This window comes from Clostridium pasteurianum (assembly GCF_001705235.1).
Classification (GTDB): Bacteria; Bacillota; Clostridia; order Clostridiales; family Clostridiaceae; genus Clostridium_S; species Clostridium_S pasteurianum_A.
Window position 1 is genome coordinate 504,636 of record NZ_MCGV01000001.1, and the last position, 22,654, is coordinate 527,289.

Consider the following 22,654-nt stretch of genomic DNA (forward strand, 5'->3'; position numbering starts at 1 on the left):
CTTCCCTATTTTTTTTAATATTTATATATAAATATAATTATTAAGCTTTTTAACTGATACTATTCTTCCCTTGTAAATATTTCATATACCTCTTCTGGCTTTGTTGCTTTAAGTAAATCCTTACAAGCTTCATCATCTCCAAGCTTTGCTGCTACCTTGGAAAGCAATCTAACATGGACACTTGTTTTGTCAGATTCTGTTACAGCAAATAATATAATAAAGTTTATTGGCTTATCATCTAAGCTCTCCCATTTAATGCCAACCTTTGTTTTACCAATAGCTATAGATGTTTTACTAACAAAATTTGATTTCCCATGAGGGATTGCAATTCCATTTCCTATACCTGTTGATCCCAAAGTTTCTCTGTAATATACATCCTTTAAGAATGCCTCTTTATCAGAAAGAACTCCACTATCAAATAATAAATCTGTAAGTTCCTTTAATGCCTCATCCTTTGTTGTCGCATTCATATCTAATTTTATTGTTTTCTCTTGTATTACCTCCGATAAATTTACACTCATTTTCTCCCCACCTCTACTGTTTAATTTAAAGTAATTTTTTACATCTTCTTTCTTTTTGCATTTTCTCAAATATCCAGCATATTCAGCATTTATATTGAAATTAACCATTTCTCTTAATATGCCAGTCATCGCATTTATATCTTCCATTGCAATATAAAACTCTATTTGTTTTTTATCATCTTCTATATTGTTTATTGAAAGCCCAAGTATACTCTTTTGCTTGCAAAAACCCATATATATTTTTAAGCTGCAATTGATTTCTATTTCATTAAAAACAATATTTGTACTTAAAGTACTATTAATTTCCCTCCCCACTTCATCCTTATTTTTGTTAAAATATATTAAATCTTTACACAGGTAATTTCCTATGTTTTTAGTTGTAACCGTTATCTTGCTTTGTGTGTCTTTATTATGAGCTAAAAAATCAGATATATTTTTAACATCATTTTCATTTAAAAACGTTGATACCAATAAATATGGCTTAGTTTTAAGATCTAGTGGAACTGTTGAAATCACAAAATCAATGTCATCAAGATTCCTACTCTTAATTCTATTTGCTGAAATGCTATCAATAATCTCAAAGTTAGGAAAATGCCTATTGAGCTTTGTGCTTAATAATTGTGATGTTCCATAACCACTATGGCAAACTACTAAAACTCGTTTCCTTATAGAACAACTTTCTAACCCTAGCTGATAATACACAGCTAAATATCCAATTTCATCTATAGGAATAACTTTTTGCTTCAACTTATGAGCCACCATAAGTGCAGCAGCATTGCATATATTTAAAAGAACAGGATATTGTTCCTTTATTTCGTTAATAAGCGGATTAGATATTTCAATATCATATTCCATACGATTTAACATTGGTCTTATATGGAGTAGTAATTTTTCCATTACATTTTTATCATTTGTTATATCTACCTGTAAGATTTCCTCTATACATTGAGTCATATTATCTCTAAATATAATTGCTGTGCGATCTAATTTACTTAATACTTTATCCTTGCTTTCATTTTTTTCCTTAATGAGTCCAAAGGATACAAAGTATTGATATAAGTAATAAATCTCTGCCTCATTTAAATTCATTTTAAAATCTTTATTAATTCTATTAATGCATAAAACAGCTTCCTTATAATCTCTTTCTGATTCTAAATTCTCATGCTGTTCTTCTTCACATATTAATTGTCCTTTTGAGCCTCTTGTCATTGAGATTAAAATATGCGTAAGTAGATTAACATAATATGGGTCATCAATCCTGCAATTATACTTTTTTTGTAAACCCAATAAAAGTTTATTTACATATATTATTTTGTCTTTTTCAAAGAGCTCTGACAACGCATTCAAGGTTACTCCATCAAGTCTTGTTGCTAATTCATCAATGGTCTTTTCATTTTTTTCACCCTTTGAATACTCAAATAACAAGGATGCAATTGCCCTTCGAATATTGATTTCTGAGCCCTTTACTTTGGTTCCCTCTACGGTTTTCTCCAGTTTTAACTTAAATGAAGACAACCATTCCTCTATATATTTAAAATCATTAACTATACTAGTCTTACTAACATAATATTTATCAGAAAGCTTTTGAATTGAGGTAATATTATGTGTATCAATAAGCATGTGTTTAATAATTTCCATTCGCCTGTCATTAATTGAAATCTTCTCACTTTTTCCTCCCTGGATTTGTAGAGTATCATTCAAAATTAATTTTGCATTACGGGCATCCTTTATTTTTATCCCAGCACCATGCTTTTTCTCTAATTCAACTTTAAACCCACTTAAATATTCATTAATTACTTCCAGATCCTTCTTTAAAGTTTTGCTAGATACATTTAAGAATTCTCCATAATATTTAATTGGTTTATAGTCTTTTTCTTTGAGCAGCAAATTTATAAATTCAATTTGCCGTGGATTTAGACTATTCATATTTAACCTCCTCTCTTTTTGCCTCTGTGCTTTCTATATGTATACGATATCATTTATACCGTCATTGTAAAATAACAAATAAGTTCCCCTTGAAATGGAACTCATGTATCATTACCATAAATAAAGGCACAGACCTTTTAATTATACAATCTACGCAAGTACATATCAATATTATCGTACACGAGGTTTGGGCGGAGCCCATTATCCTTCTTAACTCAATATAAGCACTCCTCAAATTACACGAGGTTTGGGCGATTTATAAAGTGCCTATATGAAGTTATTAGTAGTAATATAGAAAATGCCTATTGATAATTAAGAAGGATAATGGGTCTTCGACCCAAACCCCATGTATGATCGTTATCCTTCTTTACTTTAAACAAGCAGTCTATAAGTTATAAGAAGCTTAGATAAACCTTAATAATAAATCAAACTTATTAATCGTAAATATTAAAATAGCCTGTATGTTATGCAGAATATTAAAATTCCGTAGGTACGGAGGAATTTTTTCCTTGTACTACTGTAGACGCAAAGTAATAATGTTTAAGGAACGGTTTAAAAAAATTCTAATAAATCTTGATGGAAAAATTATAAAATGCTTAGATACTTCAATTTTATCATACGCGAGGCTTGGGCTCTGACCATTATCCTTCTTTACTTCAAGCAGACGTTCTCTATATTATTAAGAGGTTTAAATAATCATTATAACGTTAAGAAATTGAAATTATTAGTCGTAAATATTAAGATAGCCTATATTTTATACAGAAGGATAATTGTTCTTTGACCCAAACCCCTGTTATGATAAGATTTATAGAATTTTTTTAATGTTCCTTAAGCATTATTACTTTGCTCATAGATATAATTTTCTTTCAATTCTTCTATCAAATTCAGACCAAGTGCCAGGCTCCGTTTTTTCTTTTATTTGAGAGATTTTATTCATAGTAGCATCTACTGAATCAGCATAGTTAACTATAAATGACTCTTCCATATTCATTTCTCTTGGAGAACCGAATTCAAGTTTTCCATGATGCTGAACAATACAACCTTTTATTCGCTCTACAAAATCCTCAGTATAAATATTAGGATTTTCTCTAATAGCTCTATCCACAAGTTCTACTCCAATTACAATATGTCCCTCCATCTGTCCTCTAAGTGTGTATTTAAATGGTCCATCATAATCATACTCATATACTTTTCCAATATCATGAAGTTTTGCTGCAAGTACTGCAAGTTCAGTTCTCCTGCATTCATATTTTTCACAAAGTTCAGAAGTTAATTTCATCACGTTTAAGGTATGTTCTGCAAGTCCACCTAAATAATTGTGGTGCATAGAAACCCCACCTATGCACCTTTTAAATTTGTCTAAGAATTCGTCATTTTTAAAAAAATAATCATTTAAAGCCCTCCCCTCTCTTGAGATAATGTATTCATCCGTATACACCTTAATTTCACTCATAATCTCTTCAATAGGTCTTTTCACTGTTGGAAGATAATCCGATATGTTGTAATTTGAAATTATTTTATACTTTTTCACCTCTAAATTCATGGCTTTAAGTCCTTCAACTTCTATTACTGTACCCTGTTTAATATCGTTGTTTCTTCCAGGTATACTTGCCTTTATATCTCCACTTTTATCTGCTAATATACATACAGTTTTATCATTATCTTTGAATATTATCTTCATTACCATTAATGATGTTTTTACGTTATCTCTACTTTTTAAATTACATAAGAAATTTGTTTTTGACATATTTTAAACTCCTCCAAAATTAGCTTTTAATTTATGGTTTCACTATAAAATTTTTTTATACTAGTCAAAAATTCTAATGTATATATTTTCAAATTATTTTTATATATTTTTAATCTAAAAAGTATTTCTTTCAAAATTATGAACTAATTATGTACTTTATATAAAAAAATTGTTATAATTTAAGGGAATATTGACGAATATGGGGGTAATACCGTGAAAAAGGCAAAATACAGAATAAGTTTAGCTCTAAGTATTTCATTAATGGCTAGCTTATCTAATACTACTGTTTTTAACAAAATTCAAGCAGCAAATAGCAGCAATGTTTATGCATCCACTTTGTCCAGTGATGTTAGTGTATCTTCTGTAACATTGAATAAAGAAACAGATACTTTAACAGTTGGAGATACAGATACTTTAACAGCAACAGTGGCTCCAGACAATGCAACAAACAAATCTGTAACATGGACAACTTCAGATTCAAAAATAGCAACTGTATCAAGTACTGGCGTTGTAACTGCTGTAAGTGCAGGAACAGCTACAATTGTAGTAACTACAGCTGATGGAAGTAAAACATCCAGCTGCAATGTAACTGTAAATAACCCTAGCGTTGGTGTAACATATGATGCCCATGTTCAAAACATAGGCTGGCAAACACCTTGGGCTAAAGACGGCAGTGAGGCTGGGACTGAGGGTAAAGCTTTTAGAATTGAAGCCCTTAAAATTAATCTTACTAATGCTCCAGCAGGCGCTTCTATAGCCTATCAAACTCATATTCAAAATGTTGGCTGGCAAGATTCCAAGACCAGCGGAGATATCTCCGGTACAACTGGAAAAGGTTTGAGAATTGAAGCCATTAAAATCAAGCTTCAAAATATGCCTGGTTACTCAGTTGCATATCAAGCTTATATTGAAAATATTGGCTGGCAGGACTGGAAATATGACGATGATACAGCTGGAACTACTGGAAAGAATCTAAGAGTTGAAGCTCTTAAAGTCAAAATAGTTCCTACTGTAAATGCAAGTTCTGTGAGCTTAAATAAAACTACAGATACTTTAACAGCTGGAGATACAGATACTTTAACGGCTGTAGTAGCTCCAGACAACGCAACAAACAAGTCTGTAACATGGACAACTTCAGATTCAAAAATAGCAACTGTATCAAGTACTGGTGTTGTAACTGCTGTAAGCGCAGGAACAGCTAAAATTACAGCAACTACAGCTGATGGAAGTAAAACATCCATCTGCGATGTAACTGTAAATAGCCCTGGCATTGGTGTAACATATGATGCCCACGTTCAAAACATAGGCTGGCAAACACCTTGGTCTAAGGATGGCAGTGAATCTGGTACTGAAGGTAAAGCTTTTAGAATTGAAGCTCTTAAAATAAATCTTACTAATGCTCCAGCAGGTGCTTCTATATCTTATCAAACTCATATTCAAAATATTGGTTGGCAAGATTATAAATCAAATGGAGATATATCTGGTACAACTGGGAAAGGTTTAAGAATTGAGGGTATTAAAATCAAACTTCAAAATATGCCTGATTATTCAGTTGCATATCAAGCTTATATTGAAAATATTGGTTGGCAGGACTGGAAATACGACGATGATGCAGCTGGAACTACTGGAAAGAATCTAAGAATTGAAGCTCTTAAAGTCAAAATAGTTCCTAAACAAAATACAAATGTAAATGTAAGTAATGAAATAGGAAATACTAACAGCAATTTAGCAAACAATGGACTTGCAGCAGAAAAAAACAATTGGATATATTATGATGATATTTCATCTAAAACTTTAAATAAGGTTTCAACAGATGGCACATCAAAACAGGTACTTGTAAGTGGCGCTGTAAGAAACATAAATGTAGTAGGTGATTGGGTTTATTATACTGACGAAAATAATAATGCGTATAAAGTAAAAACGGATGGTACTTCAAAAACAGATCTAAAAATGAGTAATGTTCTACAAATGAATGTAATAGGTGATTGGATTTACTACATACCTACAGCAAATGATTCAGATGACTACTTTAACGGCATATACAAAATAAAAACAGATGGCACCTCAAAATCTACTGTTACTACTAACAAAGTATTAAAGTATGCAATTGAAAATGATTGGGTATACTACGTTAAATTAGAGGACATAACCATAACAGACATCCCTGATACAATAGGAAAATTGCATAAGGTAAAAACAGATGGTACCTCTGATACTTTAATATGTGACAGTTTTATAGACCCAGAGACACCTTCAATTACAGTTGAAAATGGTTGTATTTATTATAAGAGTGCTTATCTTCCTGCTGACGATGCTTATAAGGCTTTTGCTCCATATGCTGATAATAAACTATATAAAATAAATGTAGACGGTACTTCAAAAACAGCTTTGAAAAGTTTTGGAGATACAGTACTTAAGTTTACTAATCTAAATGTTGCAAATGGATGGGTTTATTATTCTCTACTTGACAATGGAGGCATTCAACCATCTTCATATACAGAAAACACTTATAAAATAAAAACAGATGGTACTGGAGAAGTAAATTTTGCAAATATAGACAGCAAAATAATCACTGGCATTAATATAGTTAATAATTGGATTTTTGGAAACCTTCAAAGTGCTAGATCTTACGGTGATTGGGGTCAAATGTTTAATTTTCCTATGAAGATGAAAACTGATGGTTCAAATTTTGATTATTATGATAACAATATATGTAGTGATATAACAGGAGCACAAGACAATAATATTTTATACAAAGACTTCTATAATTCTGATTGGAATGTCAATGTTAATTCTGTTGAACCTACTAAATTGACTGGTACTTCACCAGATGCTATTAAAGACTTAGTTACTACAAATACTGGAAAGTACTATTTAAAGAAAGCCTCTATTTATGACTTTTATTATTCATTATATAGAAGTAATACAGATGGCACCGGAGAAACAAAGCTAAGTGCTAATGTACCACAATTTGAAATATCAAACAATACTATAGTTTATACATCTCAATCTCCTGATGAATGTAATCTATACAAAATGAACTTAGATGGAAGTGGTCAAACTAAGCTTTCAACCAACAACCTTAATTCTTACAGTGATAAATTTATAGTTCAAAATGATACTGTATATTATACTGTTAATAATTCACAATATCCAGATATATCAGGAATATACAAAACAAGTATCAGCAGTCCTTCAGACATTAAAATTATTAGCGGATCTTGTACCGATTTATTTAGTAAAGGAAACAATATATTTTATAATAAAGCTTCAAGTAACACTCAAAATCAATTGTGGAAAGCAAATATGGATGGCACTTCTGCAACAACATTAGATAGTAATATTACTTTAGTAGACTATGCTACAATCAGCGATAGTGTATTCTATACAAAAGGAAGTTCCTTGTACAAGCTTAATATCGATACAAATAATATAGTTAAACTAGTAGATGCATCACCATACACTATTAAAATAACTCCAAATTATATTTTGTATAATCAGGCTCCAGGTTCAAGTACACTATATAAAGCTAATATAGATGGTACTTCTATAGTTAAATTATGTGATAACGGTGAAGTAGTCTTTGGCGTTACAGTAGTAGGCGACTGGGTTTATTACGCAGGAACTTTACCAAATCAACAATCGGATGATGAAGCAAGATATGTATTCAAGGTTAAGCTTGATGGAACATCTGGTCAGCAAACTGCAATAAGAGATATCAACAAATTCTACAATTTTACTAACTAATACTTATTTAAAAAGAAATTGCAAAGAGCATTAAACTCTCTGCAATTTCTTTTTTTAATTAGTTCATTATAAAGTTAACATTATTACTTTCACACTAATTAATCCCTGTAAAGTAGCTGTATCAAATCCTCCTTTGACAAACTACTATTTTGAAGTTCTCCAGTAATAACATTATGAATAAGTTCTTTTTTATCCTCTTGCAACCTTATTATTTTTTCTTCTATAGTCCCTCTTGCCACCAGCTTAATTACCTCTACTACATTCTTTTGACCAAGCCTATGAGCTCTATCAGCAGCTTGAGCCTCTACAGCTGGATTCCACCATGGATCAAAATGAATAACTAAATTTGCTGATGTTAAGTTAAGTCCTGTACCTCCAGCTTTAAGTGAAATTAAAAACACACGCACGGAAGTACTAGAATTAAATTTTTTCACCATATCTACTCTATCCTTTGGCTTTGTCTTTCCATCAAGATAAAAGAATTTAATTTTATGTTTTGTGAGACATTCGCTAAGTTTATTTAATGCAGAAGTAAATTGAGAAAATAAAAGTACCTTTCCTCCTGAAGCTATATGTCCTTCAATAAGTTCAAATGCTGCCTGAAGCTTCCCACTTCCTCCCTCATAGTCTTCCATTACAAGAGAGGGGTCTAAACATATCTGTCTAAGTCTTGTTAAATATGAAAATATCTCAATTTTACCTTGAGTATTATTTTTCATTAAAGCCTTTATTCTTTTTACATAATCACCATATATATTCTTTTGAGAAGTTGTCATTTCAACTAAAAGCTTCTTTTCTATTTTATGAGGAAGCTCTTTTATTACTTCTTTCTTAGTTCTTCTTAAAATAAAAGGTTGTATCAAAAACTTAAGGTTATCTAAATTTTCATCACCCGTTAAAATAAATTTTTCCTCAAACTTCTCTCTGGAATATAAGTATCCCGGCATTATAAAATCAAATATAGACCATAGTTCCATTAAACTATTTTCAATAGGCGTTCCAGTCAAAGCAAATTTTGTATCTGCTTTAATTTTCTTTACAGCTTGCGAGCTTTTAGCCGAAGCATTTTTTATATTCTGTGCCTCATCAATAATACAGTAATCAAAAACAATATCATTATAACTTTCTACATCCATCCTTAAAGTTCCATAAGTAGTTAAAATGACATCATTTTCACTTATGCTGTCTATTGCTTTTTTTCTTTCTGCTCCGTGAATTATCAATACTTTTAAGTCAGGAGCAAATTTTTTAAGTTCATCCTTCCAGTTATAGATCAACGAAGTAGGACATATAATAAGTGCCTTTTTATCTTTCTCTGCCAATAAAAAAGCTATAATTTGAATTGTCTTTCCAAGTCCCATTTCATCTGCAAGTATTCCTCCGAAACCCACTTCACTAAGTGTTTTAAGCCATTTAAAGCCCTTAATTTGATAGTCTCTAAGTGTACCTTTAAAATTATTAGGTACTTCTATATCCTTTATGTTAGTTAATTTATCTTCTATTTTCTGAATCTCATCAGAGCTTTTCATAAACTTCAATTTTTCACTCACATATAAAGCTTTATTGGCTTCTAATTTTATGCTCTCGCCTTCTAAATAATCATCTGTATTTAAAACTTCAAGAACATTAAAAAAACTCCCTATACCATCATCTTCAAAATCCAGAAATCCATTATCTTTCGTCTTGTAGAATTTACTTTTAGACCTATATGCCTGAAATGCACTATTCAGTTCCTTTACTCCAATACCATCTATACTATACGAGAAATCATAGTACCCATCCATATCTTTTAAATTCACTTTAATATCATCCGCACCATACACTTTTGTATCATTAAGTCCGCTGCCTAAAATTATCTTTCCTAAATTTCCAATACCATTTTTCTGTCCACTTAATATGTTAAACAATTCTTCGTCTGTACCTATGAACATAAATCTATTCTTCATTTTTATAAAGCCACTATTTTCAATCTTCATAATGAGCTTTTCTTCTTTTTTATAATCACGCATAAAAGAATCTTGAGGTCTATTTTTATCTAATATATTAACTTTTTTATCTCCATAATTTAAGAAAACGCAGCAATATACCTTATCCTTCTCCTCAAGCACCAGAAATTCTGGCTTTAATAAATTGAACATAAAGTTCTTTAAATTCTCTTCTATATTGATATTATCTGAAATACTACTCAAATTACAAATGAGATTATTATAACTTCCTATATTTTTTCTGTATGTAATTTCACCATTAGCCTTCAGTTTTTCATATAAAACAGAATATTTATCAATCTGATTTTTTGATGGCAAATAAAGTTCATTTCTATAGTAGTAGACATCATTATTAGAATTCAATGGTACTGGGAATTGCTTATGAGTTGTTAAAACTATGCCTCTTTTATCCTCCTTTAAATTAAAGGTTAATGGCAAATCCTTATGTATAATTGGAACCATAAATTCTATATAATCAAATTTAAACTTTATTTTTCTTTTTTCTATGCTAGCTAAAAATGCCCTTAAATTATTTGGTTTAATTAAAGCCCACTCACCCATTGAAACTTTCTGAACTTTATAATAAACAGAATCATTTTCCACTTTTCTGATAAGCCTAAATATAGAATTACTTTGAATTTTTTTGCTTTCGCATGTAGCTCTTTTTTCTAGAGGTCTGCTTGTTTTACTTCTAGAAAGCAATTTTAGAAACTTACAGCTGGCAGCAGCTATATGGCTGCATTTTAAATTATATCCACTTGAATGCAACTCTTTGAAGTCACTGCATGAACATTCTACTCCATCAAGTTTTTTCTTTTCAAAATTAATCTTAATATGTACATTAAATTCATCAGGTTTATTTTTGTCTCTTATCCTACTATAAATATGATATATATTATCTATCTTTTTTCCTCTAAAATATGTAACTAAACCACTATTTAAAGCATCTTCCCCTTCCTTTTTCATAAAGTCGGAAGTTCCTTCAAGTAATATGGATTTCAATTCACGTAACTTCAAATAATCACTTCCTTTAAAACACTACTGAGCCTCATTATCTAAACCCTGCAAATTAGCTGTATCCTTAGCAAAATTAATTATATCACAAAAAGCACTTATATTGATATGACGCCTATAAAGTGCTTTTATTGCTCCAATTTTTTCATTACTACCAAAGCAAATAAATAATAAACAAATATATCAAAACAATTATTTCAATCATTTCTTTTTTCCACTACATAAGATTTTGTCTTCTCTAAAATTAGATACTATTAGAATAATATCAAACACTGCAATTAATATAAACATTAATGAAATACAATATTTCTTTTTCACTAACTCACGTATTCCCATAAAAATAAAACTAACACTTATAAATGCATAAAATATAGATAACTTAGTATTGAATCCTAAAATACTTTTATTTCCATTTAATTTATTTATTCTGCCCTTATATGCTAGATACGGCATAAAGCTAAAGATGAATGTACAAATACTTAGAATAAATAATATAAAAGCAGCTATAAATACAGGTCTTATAAAAACAAATGAAATACATGATAAGGCTGCAAAAGCAATAACTGCAATTAGAGAATAAATGCTTCCCTTACACGTTAGTTTCTTCATTCTGGTATACTTATCTATTTCTGATTCACGTTCAGTATATATAGGTTTTGTTCCTTCCGGTGCCGAAAATATATGCATTATATTGCCTGATGAAACAACCCGTGTCCAACCTGCTTCTGAGAACAAATCAAAATATTCTTCAGTTGGCTCATCCTGATAATCAAGAGTATACTCTATATTCTGTGGCTTACCCCTTTTTAATTTATAAAAAAATTCACCTGAAATACCTTCTAATATCCATCCCTCTTTTGCATAATTTTTAAGTTTCTCCATATCGCTTTCTTCACTAAAAGCAAATCCACCAATAGCAAAATATTTATTCTTCATTTTGCCTCCCCCTTTATTTTAAAAAATGTTCAGCAAACTTGACCATTTTTTTCTTTCGTTCAATTTCCTGTATAAGTCTTTCACGTCCTAATTCTGTAATTCTATATACTTTCTTATTTTCATCTGGCACTTTAATTAACTCCACAAGTCCTGCTTTTAATAATTTTTTCAGTGTAGTATAAAGCGAAGCAGGACCAATTACAACTTCATTATCTGTTAATTCTTCAATCGTTTTCATAATCAAATAACCGTGCTTTTCCTCTATTACACTGGATAGAATATAGAAAGCTGAATCAGTTAATTCTCCTATATCAATAGAACCTTTTCGCGGCATAGTTCTCTCCCTCTTTGCAATTTACACTATATCATTAAATGATATATCATTAAATATAATATATCATTTAATAATATATTTGTCAAATATTTAGACAAAAATTAAGAGGAGCCATAAAGCTCCTCCTAAACTTACTATTTTAAACATTCTCCATTAGTTTCAATAACTTTTTTATACCAATAGAAACTCTTTTTCTTATATCTTTCTAGTGTTCCACTACCATCATCATTTCTATCTACATATATAAAACCATATCTCTTCTTAAGTTCAGCAGTTGATGCACTAACTAAATCTATGCAGCCCCATGTTGTGTATCCTATGAGTTCAACACCATCTTCAATTGCCTCTCTCGCTTGAACTAAGTGATCATTTAAGTAATTAATTCTATAGTCATCATTTACAGTCTTGTTGCCATTTTCATCAGTTACTAACTTATCAACAGCTCCTAAACCATTTTCAACGATAAATAAAGGTTTTTGATATCTATCATATAAGAGATTAAGTATGTATCTCAATCCCTCTGGGTCTATTTGCCATCCCCAATCTGAAGCTTTTAAATATGGATTTGGCACTCCAGAAATAATATTGCCTGCTCCAGACTTATTCTTTTCTGGATCAGCTGTTGCGCATGAGCTCATGTAATAACTAAACGAGATAAAGTCTACCGTATTCTTTAATATTTCCTCGTCTCCTGGCTCCATTTTAATCTTTATGTTATTTTCCTTAAATAATCTATTCATGTATCTAGGATATTTACCCCTTGCCTGAATATCTGCAAAGAAAAGATTTTCTCTATCCTGCTGCATTGCTTTAAGTACATCACTTGGCTTTGGAGTAAGTGGATAATTGGGTACTCCAAGAATCATACATCCAATCTTAAAATCAGGATTTATTTCATGACCAATTTTAACTGCCAGTGCGCTAGCTACTAATTCATTATGCATAGCCTGATATAAATCCTGCTTGCTTAGTTTTTCCTTTGGTGTCCATATTCCAGCACTCATATAAGGCTCATGAAGTGCTGAATTTATTTCGTTAAAAGTAAGCCAGTATTTTACCTTATCCTTATATCTAGTAAATATTGTTCTCACATAGTTTTCGAAGAACCCTATAAGCTTTCTATTTGTCCATCCATCATAATTTTTAGCAAGGGCAAGTGGTGTTTCATAATGAGAAATTGTAACTAATGGTTCAATTCCATATTTGTGAAGTTCATCAAATACATTGTCATAAAATTGTAATCCCTTTTCGTTTGGCTCTTTATCATCACCATTTGGAAATATTCTCGACCATGCAATTGAAAGTCTAAAAGTTTTAAAACCCATTTCTGCAAATAATTTAATATCATCTTTATATCTGTGGTAAAAATCTATACCTATGAGCTTCATATTATCTTCTGTTGGCTCTGAGGTTATAGGTCCTCTTATACCCTTTGGCATTATATCTTGAATTGATAATCCTTTACCATCTTCATTATATGCTCCTTCAAATTGGTTCGCAGCTGTGGCTCCTCCCCATAAAAATCCTTGTGGAAACTTAACTCCCATAATTTATTCCTCCTTATTATACTGTATTTACTATGTCATATTTTTCCCTTAATAACTTAAAACAATACTATACTTTCAAAACAGAATTACAGCTAAAAGTGATTCTTTACAATTCCTCACCATTAGATGCAATAACTTTTTTATACCAATCAAAAGACTTTTTCTTAGATCTCTTAAGTGTTCCATTTCCTTCGTTATCTTTATCTACATAAATAAATCCATAACGCTTTTTCATTTCTCCAGTTGTGAATGACACCAAATCAATACATCCCCAAGGAGTATAACCCATCAAATCCACTCCATCTAATTGGACAGCCTTTTCCATTTCCGTAATATGGGATCTTAAATAATCAATTCTATAATCATCATTACAAGAACCATCTTCTTCTTTAACATCCACAGCACCAAACCCATTTTCTACAACAAATAGTGGTAATTCATATCTCTCATATAGCATATTTAATGAATACCTAAGTCCAACTGGATCAATCTGCCATCCCCAATCTGATGCTTTTACATATGGATTTTTAACACTTGCGCTTGATCCAACAACTGAATTTTCATCTTTAGTATTAACTCCAGATTTAACGACATCAGACATATAATAGCTGAAACCTATATAATCTACAGTTCCTTCTTTTAATATCTCAGCATCACCTGGCTCCATTTTTATATTATAACCTTTTCTTTCCCATTCCTTTAACGCATACGAAGAATAATGACCTCTACAGTGTACATCTGCAAAGAAATAACGATCATGCATAGCTTCAACTTGAAGCATCATGTCATCTGGATTACAAGAAAAAGGATAGATAGGAACAAAAGCAACCATACATCCAATCTTAAAATCAGGATTAATTTCGTGACCTTTTTTAACTGTTAATGCACTAGCAACAAGCTCATGATGAACTGCCTGGTACATTACTTCCTCTCTATTTTCATTTTCCTTAAACAATATTCCTGAACATGTCCATGCAAATATACCATTGTCTGTGTTCTTTTGATTGTTAATTTCATTAAATGTCATCCAGTACTTAACTTTATTCTTATAACGCTCCATTACTGTAGTTGCATAGCGTACAAAGAAATCAACAACTTTACGATTACGCCACCCACCATATTTTTTAACTAAATAATATGGCATTTCAAAGTGACTTAATGTAATAACGGGTTCAATTCCATATTTTAATAATTCATCAAACATATCATCATAAAATTTTAATCCTTCTTCATTTGGCTCTACTTCATCGCCATTAGGGAAAATACGTGTCCATGCTATGCTTGTTCTGAAACATTTGAAACCCATTTCTGCAAACAAAGCAATGTCGTCTTTATAATGCCCATAAAAATCAATTGCTTCATGATTAGGATAATTTTTTCCTTCAATTATTCCATCTGTAATTTCTCTTGGAATGCCATGTGCACCAGCAGTCATAACATCTGCTACACTAGGTCCTTTTCCTCCTTTATTCCATCCACCTTCTAATTGATGTGCTGCAACAGCTCCACCCCACAAAAAGCCTTCATTCATTCTCATTATAACACTTCCCATTCACAAATATTCATTATTGTTCTGTATATGAACATATTATAATATTTTGTTCATTTAGTCAATGTAAAATTCATGTCATTTTTTATGCGTAAATTATTCTAAGCCTGTCATCAAAAAAATTAACTTTTGAATCGGTTATAACAGTAAGTTCATCAAGTTTAGCATAAGTATAAAATTTTCTCACGTCAAACTTAGAGTTATCTGCAAGCACATAGCAACGCTGAGATGATTTTATAACCGCTTTCTTTAGATTTACATCCATTAAGGTATTTGTTTTAAACCCTCCAATAGAATCAATTCCAAGAGTACCTAAAAAAGAAATATTAAAATTCATCATACCTATTTTTTCTTCTGCATCTTCGCTTACCACTAAATTTCTTTCTTTATCCGCATAGCCACCTAGTATATAAGCATCCATGTCATTATTAATAAGCTTCTGTATATGTTTTATTCCATTAGTAACCACAGTAACATTCTTTGCTGTTATATAATCTATTAGATAGTATGCGGTAGAACCAGCATCTATAAAAATAAAATCATTATCTTTTATTAGCGATGCTGCTTTTTTAGCTATCTTTTTCTTTTCTTCTTTATTTGTAACAAAAATTTTCTCTATAATTTCTTTTGTTATCTCTTCATCCTCAACTATTTGTGCTCCGCCTCTTACCCTTTTGACAAGGTTCTTCTTTTCCATTTCTATAAGGTCACGTCTCACAGTTGACCTTGATATATTAAAAGCCTCCATCAACTCTTCCACGCTTGCAGCTTCATTTTGCTTTAAATATTTCAGAATTTTTTCCCATCTTTCAAGTATTACCATTTTTATCACCCATTACGATTCAAATTGTTCATTATATGAATAAAATGTTATCATTCTATTCATGCATTGTCAATTCTATATACTCCTATTGCGGTTTTTTAAAATAATATAATTTGCCATCCTCAATTGAATACTCAAGCAAATTTTTGTTATATAGACATGATACAAAAGCAGAAACTGCCGAAAAATTTATATGATATTGATTAAAATCCATAGACAAATCATTCAATATGGCTAAATTCTCAAGTATATCTTCCCTAGTTAAAGGTTGGTCTAAAAGCTCCATTATCTGATTTTTATAATTTTGTATGTTCCTAAGGTTAGAATCTACAATTTTTAAAATTTCTTCTTTTTCTACAGCTCTATTAGAATGGCTTATTACAAAATAATCCGCATCAATTTCTCTTATTTTATTTAAAGTTTCCTCCTCCATATCTATATCATAAAGGTATGGAAGTGAATATTTTTTTAGAGTTTCAGGAGAAAATATACTATCTCCTAAAAAGCACACCTTTTCCCTAGTAATTATTCCAATTAAGTCTATTGTATGACCTCCAAGGTTTATTATTTCAAATTTTTCATCATTTATTTTGCTTTCACCTTCACTTAAAACCTCATCCACCATAAATGGCTTGTTGCTTTTGTGAAGTTCCCTTATAGCACTTGCCCCAAAAAGACCTGTAGGATACAAATGAGTATTCTCCATACTTACTTTTTCCTTTTGAGAAGCATATACAATACACCCTGGATAATTATTTTGAAAATATATATTTCCACCACAGTGATCTAAATGATGATGAGTATTAATTATGTATTTAGGGTGAAGTCCATTTTCTATTAGAACCTCATCTATTTTTCTTGCATCAGTATTATTCATTCCTGTATCAACTAAAAGACAATTCTTATTTTTAAATACATACACGCCTATGTTAGTGGGAGCGTTTATATAATAAGTGTTTCCCTTTATTTTCTCTAATTTCATATTTGACATAACTTAATATTTTGCCCCTTTCATATATCTATTATTTATATTTCAATAACACTTAACTGCAATTTTATACTATTTTACATTTTTTATCATAAAATGTATAATATATATATAATTTTTGAAGGATTGGTGATGCAAACAATGGAGACCTTAAAACTATTTTTTTCAGATTATATTTTTATTGGGATATTAGCATATATTATATTACCGTTGATGTTATTTTACAAAAGTTCAATATACAGCTTTGGTTCATACAACACTGAATTCTTGTCCAAGAGATCAACAGACTGCATAAAAGGTTTAAGTATTCTAGTGGTAATTTTACACCATATATCACTTAGAATGCAACATCCAGGTTCTATGCTTATATATACTACATTTGGATATCTTGCTGTAAGCATGTTTCTATTTTTCTCAGGTTATGGTTTAATGACCTCAAAATTAAAAAAGCAAAATTATTTCAAAGGATTTTTTTCAAAAAGACTCAGTAAAGTTTACATACCATTTATTATAATTAATATGATTACCCTGACAGCTCTCATTGCCATCTATAATGCTGATTTCAGTGTAAAGCAGCTAATATTTAACACATTAGGCTTATCCCTAATCGATTCCACACAATGGTTTGTAATTACCATTATAATATTTTATGTATTTTTTTATCTATCCTTTAGGTTTTTAAGCTTAAAAATTGCCCCTCATGTACTTCTTGGTCTTACCGGTATTTACTTTTTCTCATTATTATTATTCGCATTTAGATTTCAATGGATATATAATACAGCTTTTTGTTTTCCTCTTGGAGTCTATACAGCTTTACATTATGATAGCTTTGTGAACTTTATTAAAAAGCATTACATATCCTGCTTAATTTCATCTTTAGTATTGTTCTTGGTATTTTTCTCTTTAGGTAATCTTATTCCATCAATATTTATGAGCTTATGCAATACAATATCCTCTGTGCTTTTCGTATTTGTAATTTTACTATTCCTATTTAAAGTAAAATTAAATTCTAAGCCACTTATCTTTATAAGTACCATGGCTTATGAATTATATATCATTCATGTGAAAATTATGGTACCCTATTTTAATTCTGTATCATTAAAAGGAAGTTACACTGTATATATCTACCTTATAATAACTATATTAGTATCATTCATATTTAGCAAATTTTTTAAATTGATACGATTTGATGGAAAAGCAAAACTAACAAAAAACATATAAAAATAAAGCGAAATAACAGCACTTAAGAATGTTTGAATCCTTATGAAATGCTGTTATTTCGCTTAACTAGAAATCTATGATTTACAATAGTTCTATTATACTGCTCTTATATTCCAGTAATTCCTTTGAGAACAATCTCTTAGTCTTATCCTCTTTAAAAAAATCTAAGTTGAATTTTTTCTTAACAATTCCAGGTTTTGAGCCCAATACATATACACTATCAGACAAAAATATAGCCTCTTCAATATCATGAGTTATAAAAACAATTGTCCTATTAAGCATATCTTTCATTTTAAGGAGCCACTTTTGCATATTTCCTTTTGTTATTGAATCTAATGCTCCAAAAGGTTCATCCAAAAGCATTATTTCCTCTGAAGAAAGAAAAGTTCTTAAAAAACTTGCTCTTTGTCTCATTCCACCCGAAAGTTCATATGGATATTTATTTTCATATCCTTTAAGTCCCATTACTTCAATATATTTTTGAGCTTTTTCTCTAGATTCTTTCTTATTTACACCTTTAATATCAAGGGGAAGTACAACATTTTTAATGACAGTTTTCCATGGAAGAAGTAAGTCCTTTTGCTGCATATATCCTATGTCACCTGAGACTTTAACTTCTCCACTTTCGGCTTTAATAAGCCCAGTTACTATATTAAACAAAGTGCTTTTGCCACAACCACTAGGTCCTAATATGGATACAAACTCTCCTGCTTTAACATCCAGCGAAATATCCTTTAGTATAGTTTCAGAATCAAAGCTTTTCGTTACATTTTTAATGCTTATAACCAAATCATTATTTTGACAAGTATTCATTTGTAAATGCATCCTTAGTATTTAAATCTTTCTTTATAAGACCCTTACTCTTCAAAAAATCCCCATAATTTTTCCAAACACTTGACTTCATTTCTCCCCATTTTGATATATCTGATGCATAATGAGTAACCATGTATTTTTGACTCTCCACTGCCAATTTTTCATCTATTTCAGGCGCGTATTTTCTAAGTATTTTTGCACTTTCCTCAGGATGCTTTACAGCATATTCATATCCCTTTTTAGTAGCTTTTAAGAATTTTTTAGCTTTATCAGGGTTCTCGTTTAATATTTTATTGTTCGTTATAAGTAATGGCGTATAGTAATCAAGTGCAGGGTCCAAATCCTTAACTGCTATATAATTAAGGGGAATTCCCTTTATCTTAGCTTCAATCCCTGTCCAACCTTCAAATACCCATGCAAAGTCTACATTCTTTTTAGTAGCTGCAAAGTAATCATCACTACCTATATTAACTATTTTAAGTTTACTGAAATCTGCTCCATTTTTCTCCATTACAGCCTTTAAAACAGCTTCTTCCGATGGTGAACCCCATCCACCATAAACTTTTCCTTCAAAATCTTTAACCGAATTAATGTTTTTGCTTTTAGGTGCTGCAAAGCCAGAAGTATTATGCTCCATTAATGTTGCAACAGCTTTAATAGGTAGAGGATTTTTGCTTGTTAAAGCATAAGTTACATCCTCCTGGTCACTTACTCCAAAATCACCTTTACCTGTTGCAATGAGATTAGTGACATTTCCGTCAGAAGGCTGAATTATTTTAACATCAAGTCCTTCTTCTTTGTAATATCCTTTATTTAAAGCAACATACATACCTGTGTGATTTGTATTTGGTGTCCAATCCAATATTACATTTGTTTTTTCTAAGCTTGTCTTTTTTGAACCATTTGTGCATCCAACCATCATTGAAGTTGCCATTACTAGAGCCGCCGCCAAAGCAATTATTCTATTTCTTTTCACGTAAATCTCTCCTTATTTCCAATGTATTATCCTCTTTCCAATAAAATCTACAATATAAATTAGCAATATACTTATAACCACTATAACAATAATTGAAGCAAAAACTTTATCAAGTGCATATGCGTTTTTAGCCCTCACCATGTAAACTCCTATACCATTGTCTCCTCCAAGCCATTCACCTATTACAGCTGCCATAATCATATATGTACAAGCTATCTTAAGTCCTGAAAACAAATTCACCATAGCTGATGGAAGTTTCAAATGATAAAATATCTGAAGTTTTGATGCCTTCATTGTAGTAAATAAATTAATATAATCCTTATCAATTTTTTCAAAACCATCCATAAGACTTATTACTATTGGGAAAAAACAGGTTATAACAACAACTACAATTTTAGGCATTGGTCCAAAACCAAACCATATTATGAATAAAGGTGCAACTGCTATGGTTGGTATAGTTTGAGATATCACAAGAATAGGATAAAGTGCCTTCTTTATTATTTCAAAACTGTCCATTATAACTGCAAGTATAAAAGCGAATATTATGGATATAACGAATCCCACAAGTGCCTCATATATTGTGATTTTTGCATTTTGCATTATAACACCAAATTCACTAATTAACGTTCCAAAAATATCCTTAGGAGATGGAATTATATACTGAGGAATATTTTTTAAATCAACTATGCCTTCCCATATCATAATTGCAACTATTAAAGTAGCTATAGGGTATATTTTATTCTTTGTACTTTCCAACTTTTTCATCCATAGTCACGCCTTCAGCTTTATAGTCTATTTTTACAACAGATGCAACCCTCGCTGAACCTGCATTTATACATATTTCCTGTGCTTTTTTCACTATGTCCATAAGAGTATCTAAATCACCTTCCATAGTAGTTTCCATTGGACCAACTATGTGTTTTACCCCTGTAGATTTTATGTACTCTATTACCTTATCAACAACTGAATATAATCTTTCCTCTTCCACAACTGGAAGTACCTGCAAACTTACATTTACAACTGGTTTCATAATAATATTCCCTCTTTCTTCGTATAAAAAAATAAAAGCACTATAAAATATAGTGCTTTTTGAACTAACTATTAATAAGCTTTCCTTCGTCGGAATTAACCGAATCAGGTTCAAAGGGTTAAAGTTTAAAACTTCTCTCAGCCTAAAGGCACCCCTAGCACTAGTACATATGAAATTATCAACACATTTATGCTAACATTTATTCTGTCAAATGTAAAGAGTTTATTAAATTTCCTATCTATTTAACTCTTCCAATATCGTTTCTATAGTAAATCCCCTCGAAATTAATTTTCTTTATGTCACTATATGCTTTTTCTATAGCTTCATCCAAATTCTTTCCTCTAGCAGAAGCACATAAAACTCTTCCCCCTGAAGTCTTATAAACTCCGTCTTCTAATTTAACTCCAGCACAAAATACCTTATCGTCTACATCGTGTATTCCTGTTATTTCAAAGCCTGTATTATATTTTTTAGGGTATCCCTTAGATGCAGCAACAACACAGCATGCATTTCCTTCATACCATTGAACTTTAAAATCAGAAAGCTTTTTGTCTAAAGCTGCATTTATAATATCAACTAAATCACTCTTCATAAGATAAAGTACTACTTGAGTTTCAGGATCTCCAAGTCTTACATTGTATTCAAGAAGATATACTCCCTTTTTAGTTATCATAAGCCCAAAAAATATTATCCCTGTAAAATCCATTTTTTCTTCCTGTATTCCAACAAGAGTAGGTTTTAAAATATCATTGTGGAAGCTCTTAAGTACTTCTTCTGTGCAGTATGGATTTGGAGAAATAGCTCCCATTCCACCTGTGTTAGGTCCCTTATTGTCATCAAAGATTTGTTTATGATCCTTCGCTGATAGAAAAGGAATTATAGTTTTGCCATCTGTAATAGATAAAATAGAAGCTTCTACTCCTTCTAAATATTCTTCTATTACAACTTTCTGACCTGAACCTTTAAATACATCCTCAACCATAAATGATTTTATAGTTTCCTCTGCTATTCTGTAATCCTCGCAAATTACAACACCTTTTCCTGCTGCCAATCCATCTGCCTTTATAACTATAGGATATGAGCATTTCTTTAAATATGAAAGTGAGCTTTCTGCATCTTCAAAAACCGCATATTCTGCTGTTTTAACATTGTATTTTTTCATAAAATCCTTAGAGAAAGCCTTACTTCCTTCAAGCTGTGCTCCAAATTTACTAGGTCCAAATATTTTAAGACCCTTCTTTTTAAATTCATCAACTATTCCATCTACAAGAGGAGCTTCTGGTCCGACTACAGTTAAATCTATACTGCTTTTAACTGCAAACTCCAAAAGTTCATCTGTTTTATTTAAGTTTACGTTCTCGCACTTATTTTCTTTTGCTGTACCACCATTTCCTGGTGCGCAATATATCTTTTCAACACTACTATTCTGTGCCATCTTCCATGCCATAGCATGTTCTCTTCCACCTGAACCAATAAGCAAAATTTTCATAGCTATCC

The 22,654-nt window shown here is 30.8% G+C and carries 17 protein-coding genes and 1 riboswitch; of the genes, 2 read left to right on the forward strand and 15 right to left on the reverse strand.

Annotated features, from left to right (window positions below; all coding sequences use genetic code 11):
* Positions 1–59: 59 nt before the first annotated feature.
* Complete coding sequence (locus BEE63_RS02325) at positions 60–2,447, reverse strand: BglG family transcription antiterminator (protein ID WP_066019853.1); 2,388 nt, start codon at positions 2,445–2,447, stop codon at positions 60–62.
* An 847-nt stretch (positions 2,448–3,294) separates the two neighbouring features.
* The gene (locus BEE63_RS02330; protein WP_066019854.1) at positions 3,295–4,194 is read right to left on the reverse strand and encodes a 3'-5' exoribonuclease YhaM family protein; all 900 of its coding nucleotides are present in this window, start codon (positions 4,192–4,194) and stop codon (positions 3,295–3,297) included.
* A 213-nt stretch (positions 4,195–4,407) separates the two neighbouring features.
* On the opposite strand from BEE63_RS02330, the gene BEE63_RS02335 reads away from it, so the two are divergent.
* Positions 4,408–7,941, forward strand: a complete 3,534-nt coding sequence (locus tag BEE63_RS02335) for a DUF5050 domain-containing protein (protein ID WP_066019855.1) — start codon at positions 4,408–4,410, stop codon at positions 7,939–7,941.
* Positions 7,942–8,039: 98 nt separating this feature from the next.
* Here the strand turns inward: BEE63_RS02335 and BEE63_RS02340 are convergent, their stop codons facing one another.
* The 8 genes from BEE63_RS02340 to BEE63_RS22030 all read right to left on the reverse strand — a co-directional run bounded on the left by BEE63_RS02340 (position 8,040) and on the right by BEE63_RS22030 (position 17,518).
* Complete coding sequence (locus tag BEE63_RS02340; RefSeq protein WP_066019856.1) at positions 8,040–10,943, reverse strand: DEAD/DEAH box helicase; 2,904 nt, start codon at positions 10,941–10,943, stop codon at positions 8,040–8,042.
* Positions 10,944–11,141: 198 nt separating this feature from the next.
* Positions 11,142–11,876, reverse strand: a complete 735-nt coding sequence (locus BEE63_RS02345; protein ID WP_066019857.1) for a DUF2812 domain-containing protein — start codon at positions 11,874–11,876, stop codon at positions 11,142–11,144.
* Positions 11,877–11,889: 13 nt separating this feature from the next.
* A complete protein-coding gene (locus BEE63_RS02350) occupies positions 11,890–12,210 on the reverse strand; it encodes a PadR family transcriptional regulator (protein WP_066019858.1) in 321 nt (106 codons plus the stop codon).
* 134 nt (positions 12,211–12,344) lie between these two features.
* Positions 12,345–13,757 (reverse strand): glycoside hydrolase family 1 protein, encoded by a 1,413-nt coding sequence (locus tag BEE63_RS02355; protein WP_066019859.1) that lies wholly within the window; start codon positions 13,755–13,757, stop codon positions 12,345–12,347.
* A gap of 106 nt (positions 13,758–13,863) precedes the next feature.
* A complete protein-coding gene (locus tag BEE63_RS02360; protein ID WP_066019860.1) occupies positions 13,864–15,294 on the reverse strand; it encodes a 6-phospho-beta-glucosidase in 1,431 nt (476 codons plus the stop codon).
* Positions 15,295–15,391: 97 nt separating this feature from the next.
* Positions 15,392–16,129: a DeoR/GlpR family DNA-binding transcription regulator gene (locus BEE63_RS02365; RefSeq protein ID WP_066019861.1), complete on the reverse strand. Its 738-nt coding sequence runs from the start codon at positions 16,127–16,129 to the stop codon at positions 15,392–15,394.
* Positions 16,130–16,214: 85 nt separating this feature from the next.
* Complete coding sequence (locus BEE63_RS02370) at positions 16,215–17,111, reverse strand: MBL fold metallo-hydrolase (RefSeq protein ID WP_066023127.1); 897 nt, start codon at positions 17,109–17,111, stop codon at positions 16,215–16,217.
* Between the two features lie 227 nt (positions 17,112–17,338).
* Positions 17,339–17,518, reverse strand: a complete 180-nt coding sequence (locus BEE63_RS22030) for a hypothetical protein (protein WP_242874952.1) — start codon at positions 17,516–17,518, stop codon at positions 17,339–17,341.
* Between BEE63_RS22030 and BEE63_RS02375 the strand changes: the two genes are divergently transcribed.
* Entirely contained in the window at positions 17,460–18,338 is an 879-nt protein-coding gene (locus BEE63_RS02375; protein WP_242874897.1) for an acyltransferase family protein, read from the forward strand. The two genes, BEE63_RS22030 and BEE63_RS02375, sit on opposite strands and share 59 nt — an antisense overlap.
* Before the next feature lie 81 nt (positions 18,339–18,419).
* Here the strand turns inward: BEE63_RS02375 and BEE63_RS02380 are convergent, their stop codons facing one another.
* From BEE63_RS02380 to purD, 5 genes are all read right to left on the reverse strand, one after another.
* Complete coding sequence (locus tag BEE63_RS02380) at positions 18,420–19,151, reverse strand: ABC transporter ATP-binding protein (RefSeq protein ID WP_066019863.1); 732 nt, start codon at positions 19,149–19,151, stop codon at positions 18,420–18,422.
* Positions 19,132–20,085 carry an ABC transporter substrate-binding protein gene (locus BEE63_RS02385; RefSeq protein WP_175400879.1) on the reverse strand — a complete coding sequence of 318 codons (954 nt, stop codon included), beginning with the start codon at positions 20,083–20,085 and terminating at the stop codon, positions 19,132–19,134. Before BEE63_RS02385 ends, BEE63_RS02380 begins: the two co-directional genes overlap by 20 nt.
* A 54-nt stretch (positions 20,086–20,139) precedes the next feature.
* On the reverse strand, positions 20,140–20,892 hold the full coding sequence (locus BEE63_RS02390) for an ABC transporter permease (protein ID WP_066019865.1): 753 nt from the start codon (positions 20,890–20,892) through the stop codon (positions 20,140–20,142).
* Positions 20,864–21,157, reverse strand: coding sequence for an MTH1187 family thiamine-binding protein (locus BEE63_RS02395; RefSeq protein WP_066023128.1), 294 nt, complete (start codon positions 21,155–21,157; stop codon positions 20,864–20,866). The genes BEE63_RS02390 and BEE63_RS02395 overlap by 29 nt, the downstream gene beginning before the upstream one ends.
* A gap of 64 nt (positions 21,158–21,221) precedes the next feature.
* Positions 21,222–21,323, reverse strand: a riboswitch (TPP riboswitch).
* A gap of 72 nt (positions 21,324–21,395) precedes the next feature.
* Entirely contained in the window at positions 21,396–22,646 is a 1,251-nt protein-coding gene (purD, locus tag BEE63_RS02400; RefSeq protein WP_066019866.1) for a phosphoribosylamine--glycine ligase, read from the reverse strand.
* Between the last annotated feature and the right edge of the window lie 8 nt (positions 22,647–22,654).

Coding starts and splice junctions, on each gene's coding strand:
- BEE63_RS02350 (WP_066019858.1), bottom strand. CDS start 12,210: ATGCCGCGAAAAGGTTCTATTGATATAGGAGAATTAACTGATTCAGCT.
- BEE63_RS02345 (WP_066019857.1), bottom strand. CDS start 11,876: ATGAAGAATAAATATTTTGCTATTGGTGGATTTGCTTTTAGTGAAGAA.
- BEE63_RS02365 (WP_066019861.1), bottom strand. CDS start 16,129: ATGGTAATACTTGAAAGATGGGAAAAAATTCTGAAATATTTAAAGCAA.
- BEE63_RS02325 (WP_066019853.1), bottom strand. CDS start 2,447: ATGAATAGTCTAAATCCACGGCAAATTGAATTTATAAATTTGCTGCTC.
- BEE63_RS02370 (WP_066023127.1), bottom strand. CDS start 17,111: ATGAAATTAGAGAAAATAAAGGGAAACACTTATTATATAAACGCTCCC.
- BEE63_RS02330 (WP_066019854.1), bottom strand. CDS start 4,194: ATGTCAAAAACAAATTTCTTATGTAATTTAAAAAGTAGAGATAACGTA.
- BEE63_RS02380 (WP_066019863.1), bottom strand. CDS start 19,151: ATGAATACTTGTCAAAATAATGATTTGGTTATAAGCATTAAAAATGTA.
- BEE63_RS02395 (WP_066023128.1), bottom strand. CDS start 21,157: ATGAAACCAGTTGTAAATGTAAGTTTGCAGGTACTTCCAGTTGTGGAA.
- BEE63_RS02385 (WP_175400879.1), bottom strand. CDS start 20,085: ATGGCAACTTCAATGATGGTTGGATGCACAAATGGTTCAAAAAAGACA.
- BEE63_RS22030 (WP_242874952.1), bottom strand. CDS start 17,518: ATGCTTACAGCAAGATATCCAAATGTAGTATATATAAGCATAGAACCT.
- purD (WP_066019866.1), bottom strand. CDS start 22,646: ATGAAAATTTTGCTTATTGGTTCAGGTGGAAGAGAACATGCTATGGCA.
- BEE63_RS02390 (WP_066019865.1), bottom strand. CDS start 20,892: ATGAAAAAGTTGGAAAGTACAAAGAATAAAATATACCCTATAGCTACT.
- BEE63_RS02360 (WP_066019860.1), bottom strand. CDS start 15,294: ATGAGAATGAATGAAGGCTTTTTGTGGGGTGGAGCTGTTGCAGCACAT.
- BEE63_RS02355 (WP_066019859.1), bottom strand. CDS start 13,757: ATGGGAGTTAAGTTTCCACAAGGATTTTTATGGGGAGGAGCCACAGCT.
- BEE63_RS02375 (WP_242874897.1), top strand. CDS start 17,460: ATGCAACATCCAGGTTCTATGCTTATATATACTACATTTGGATATCTT.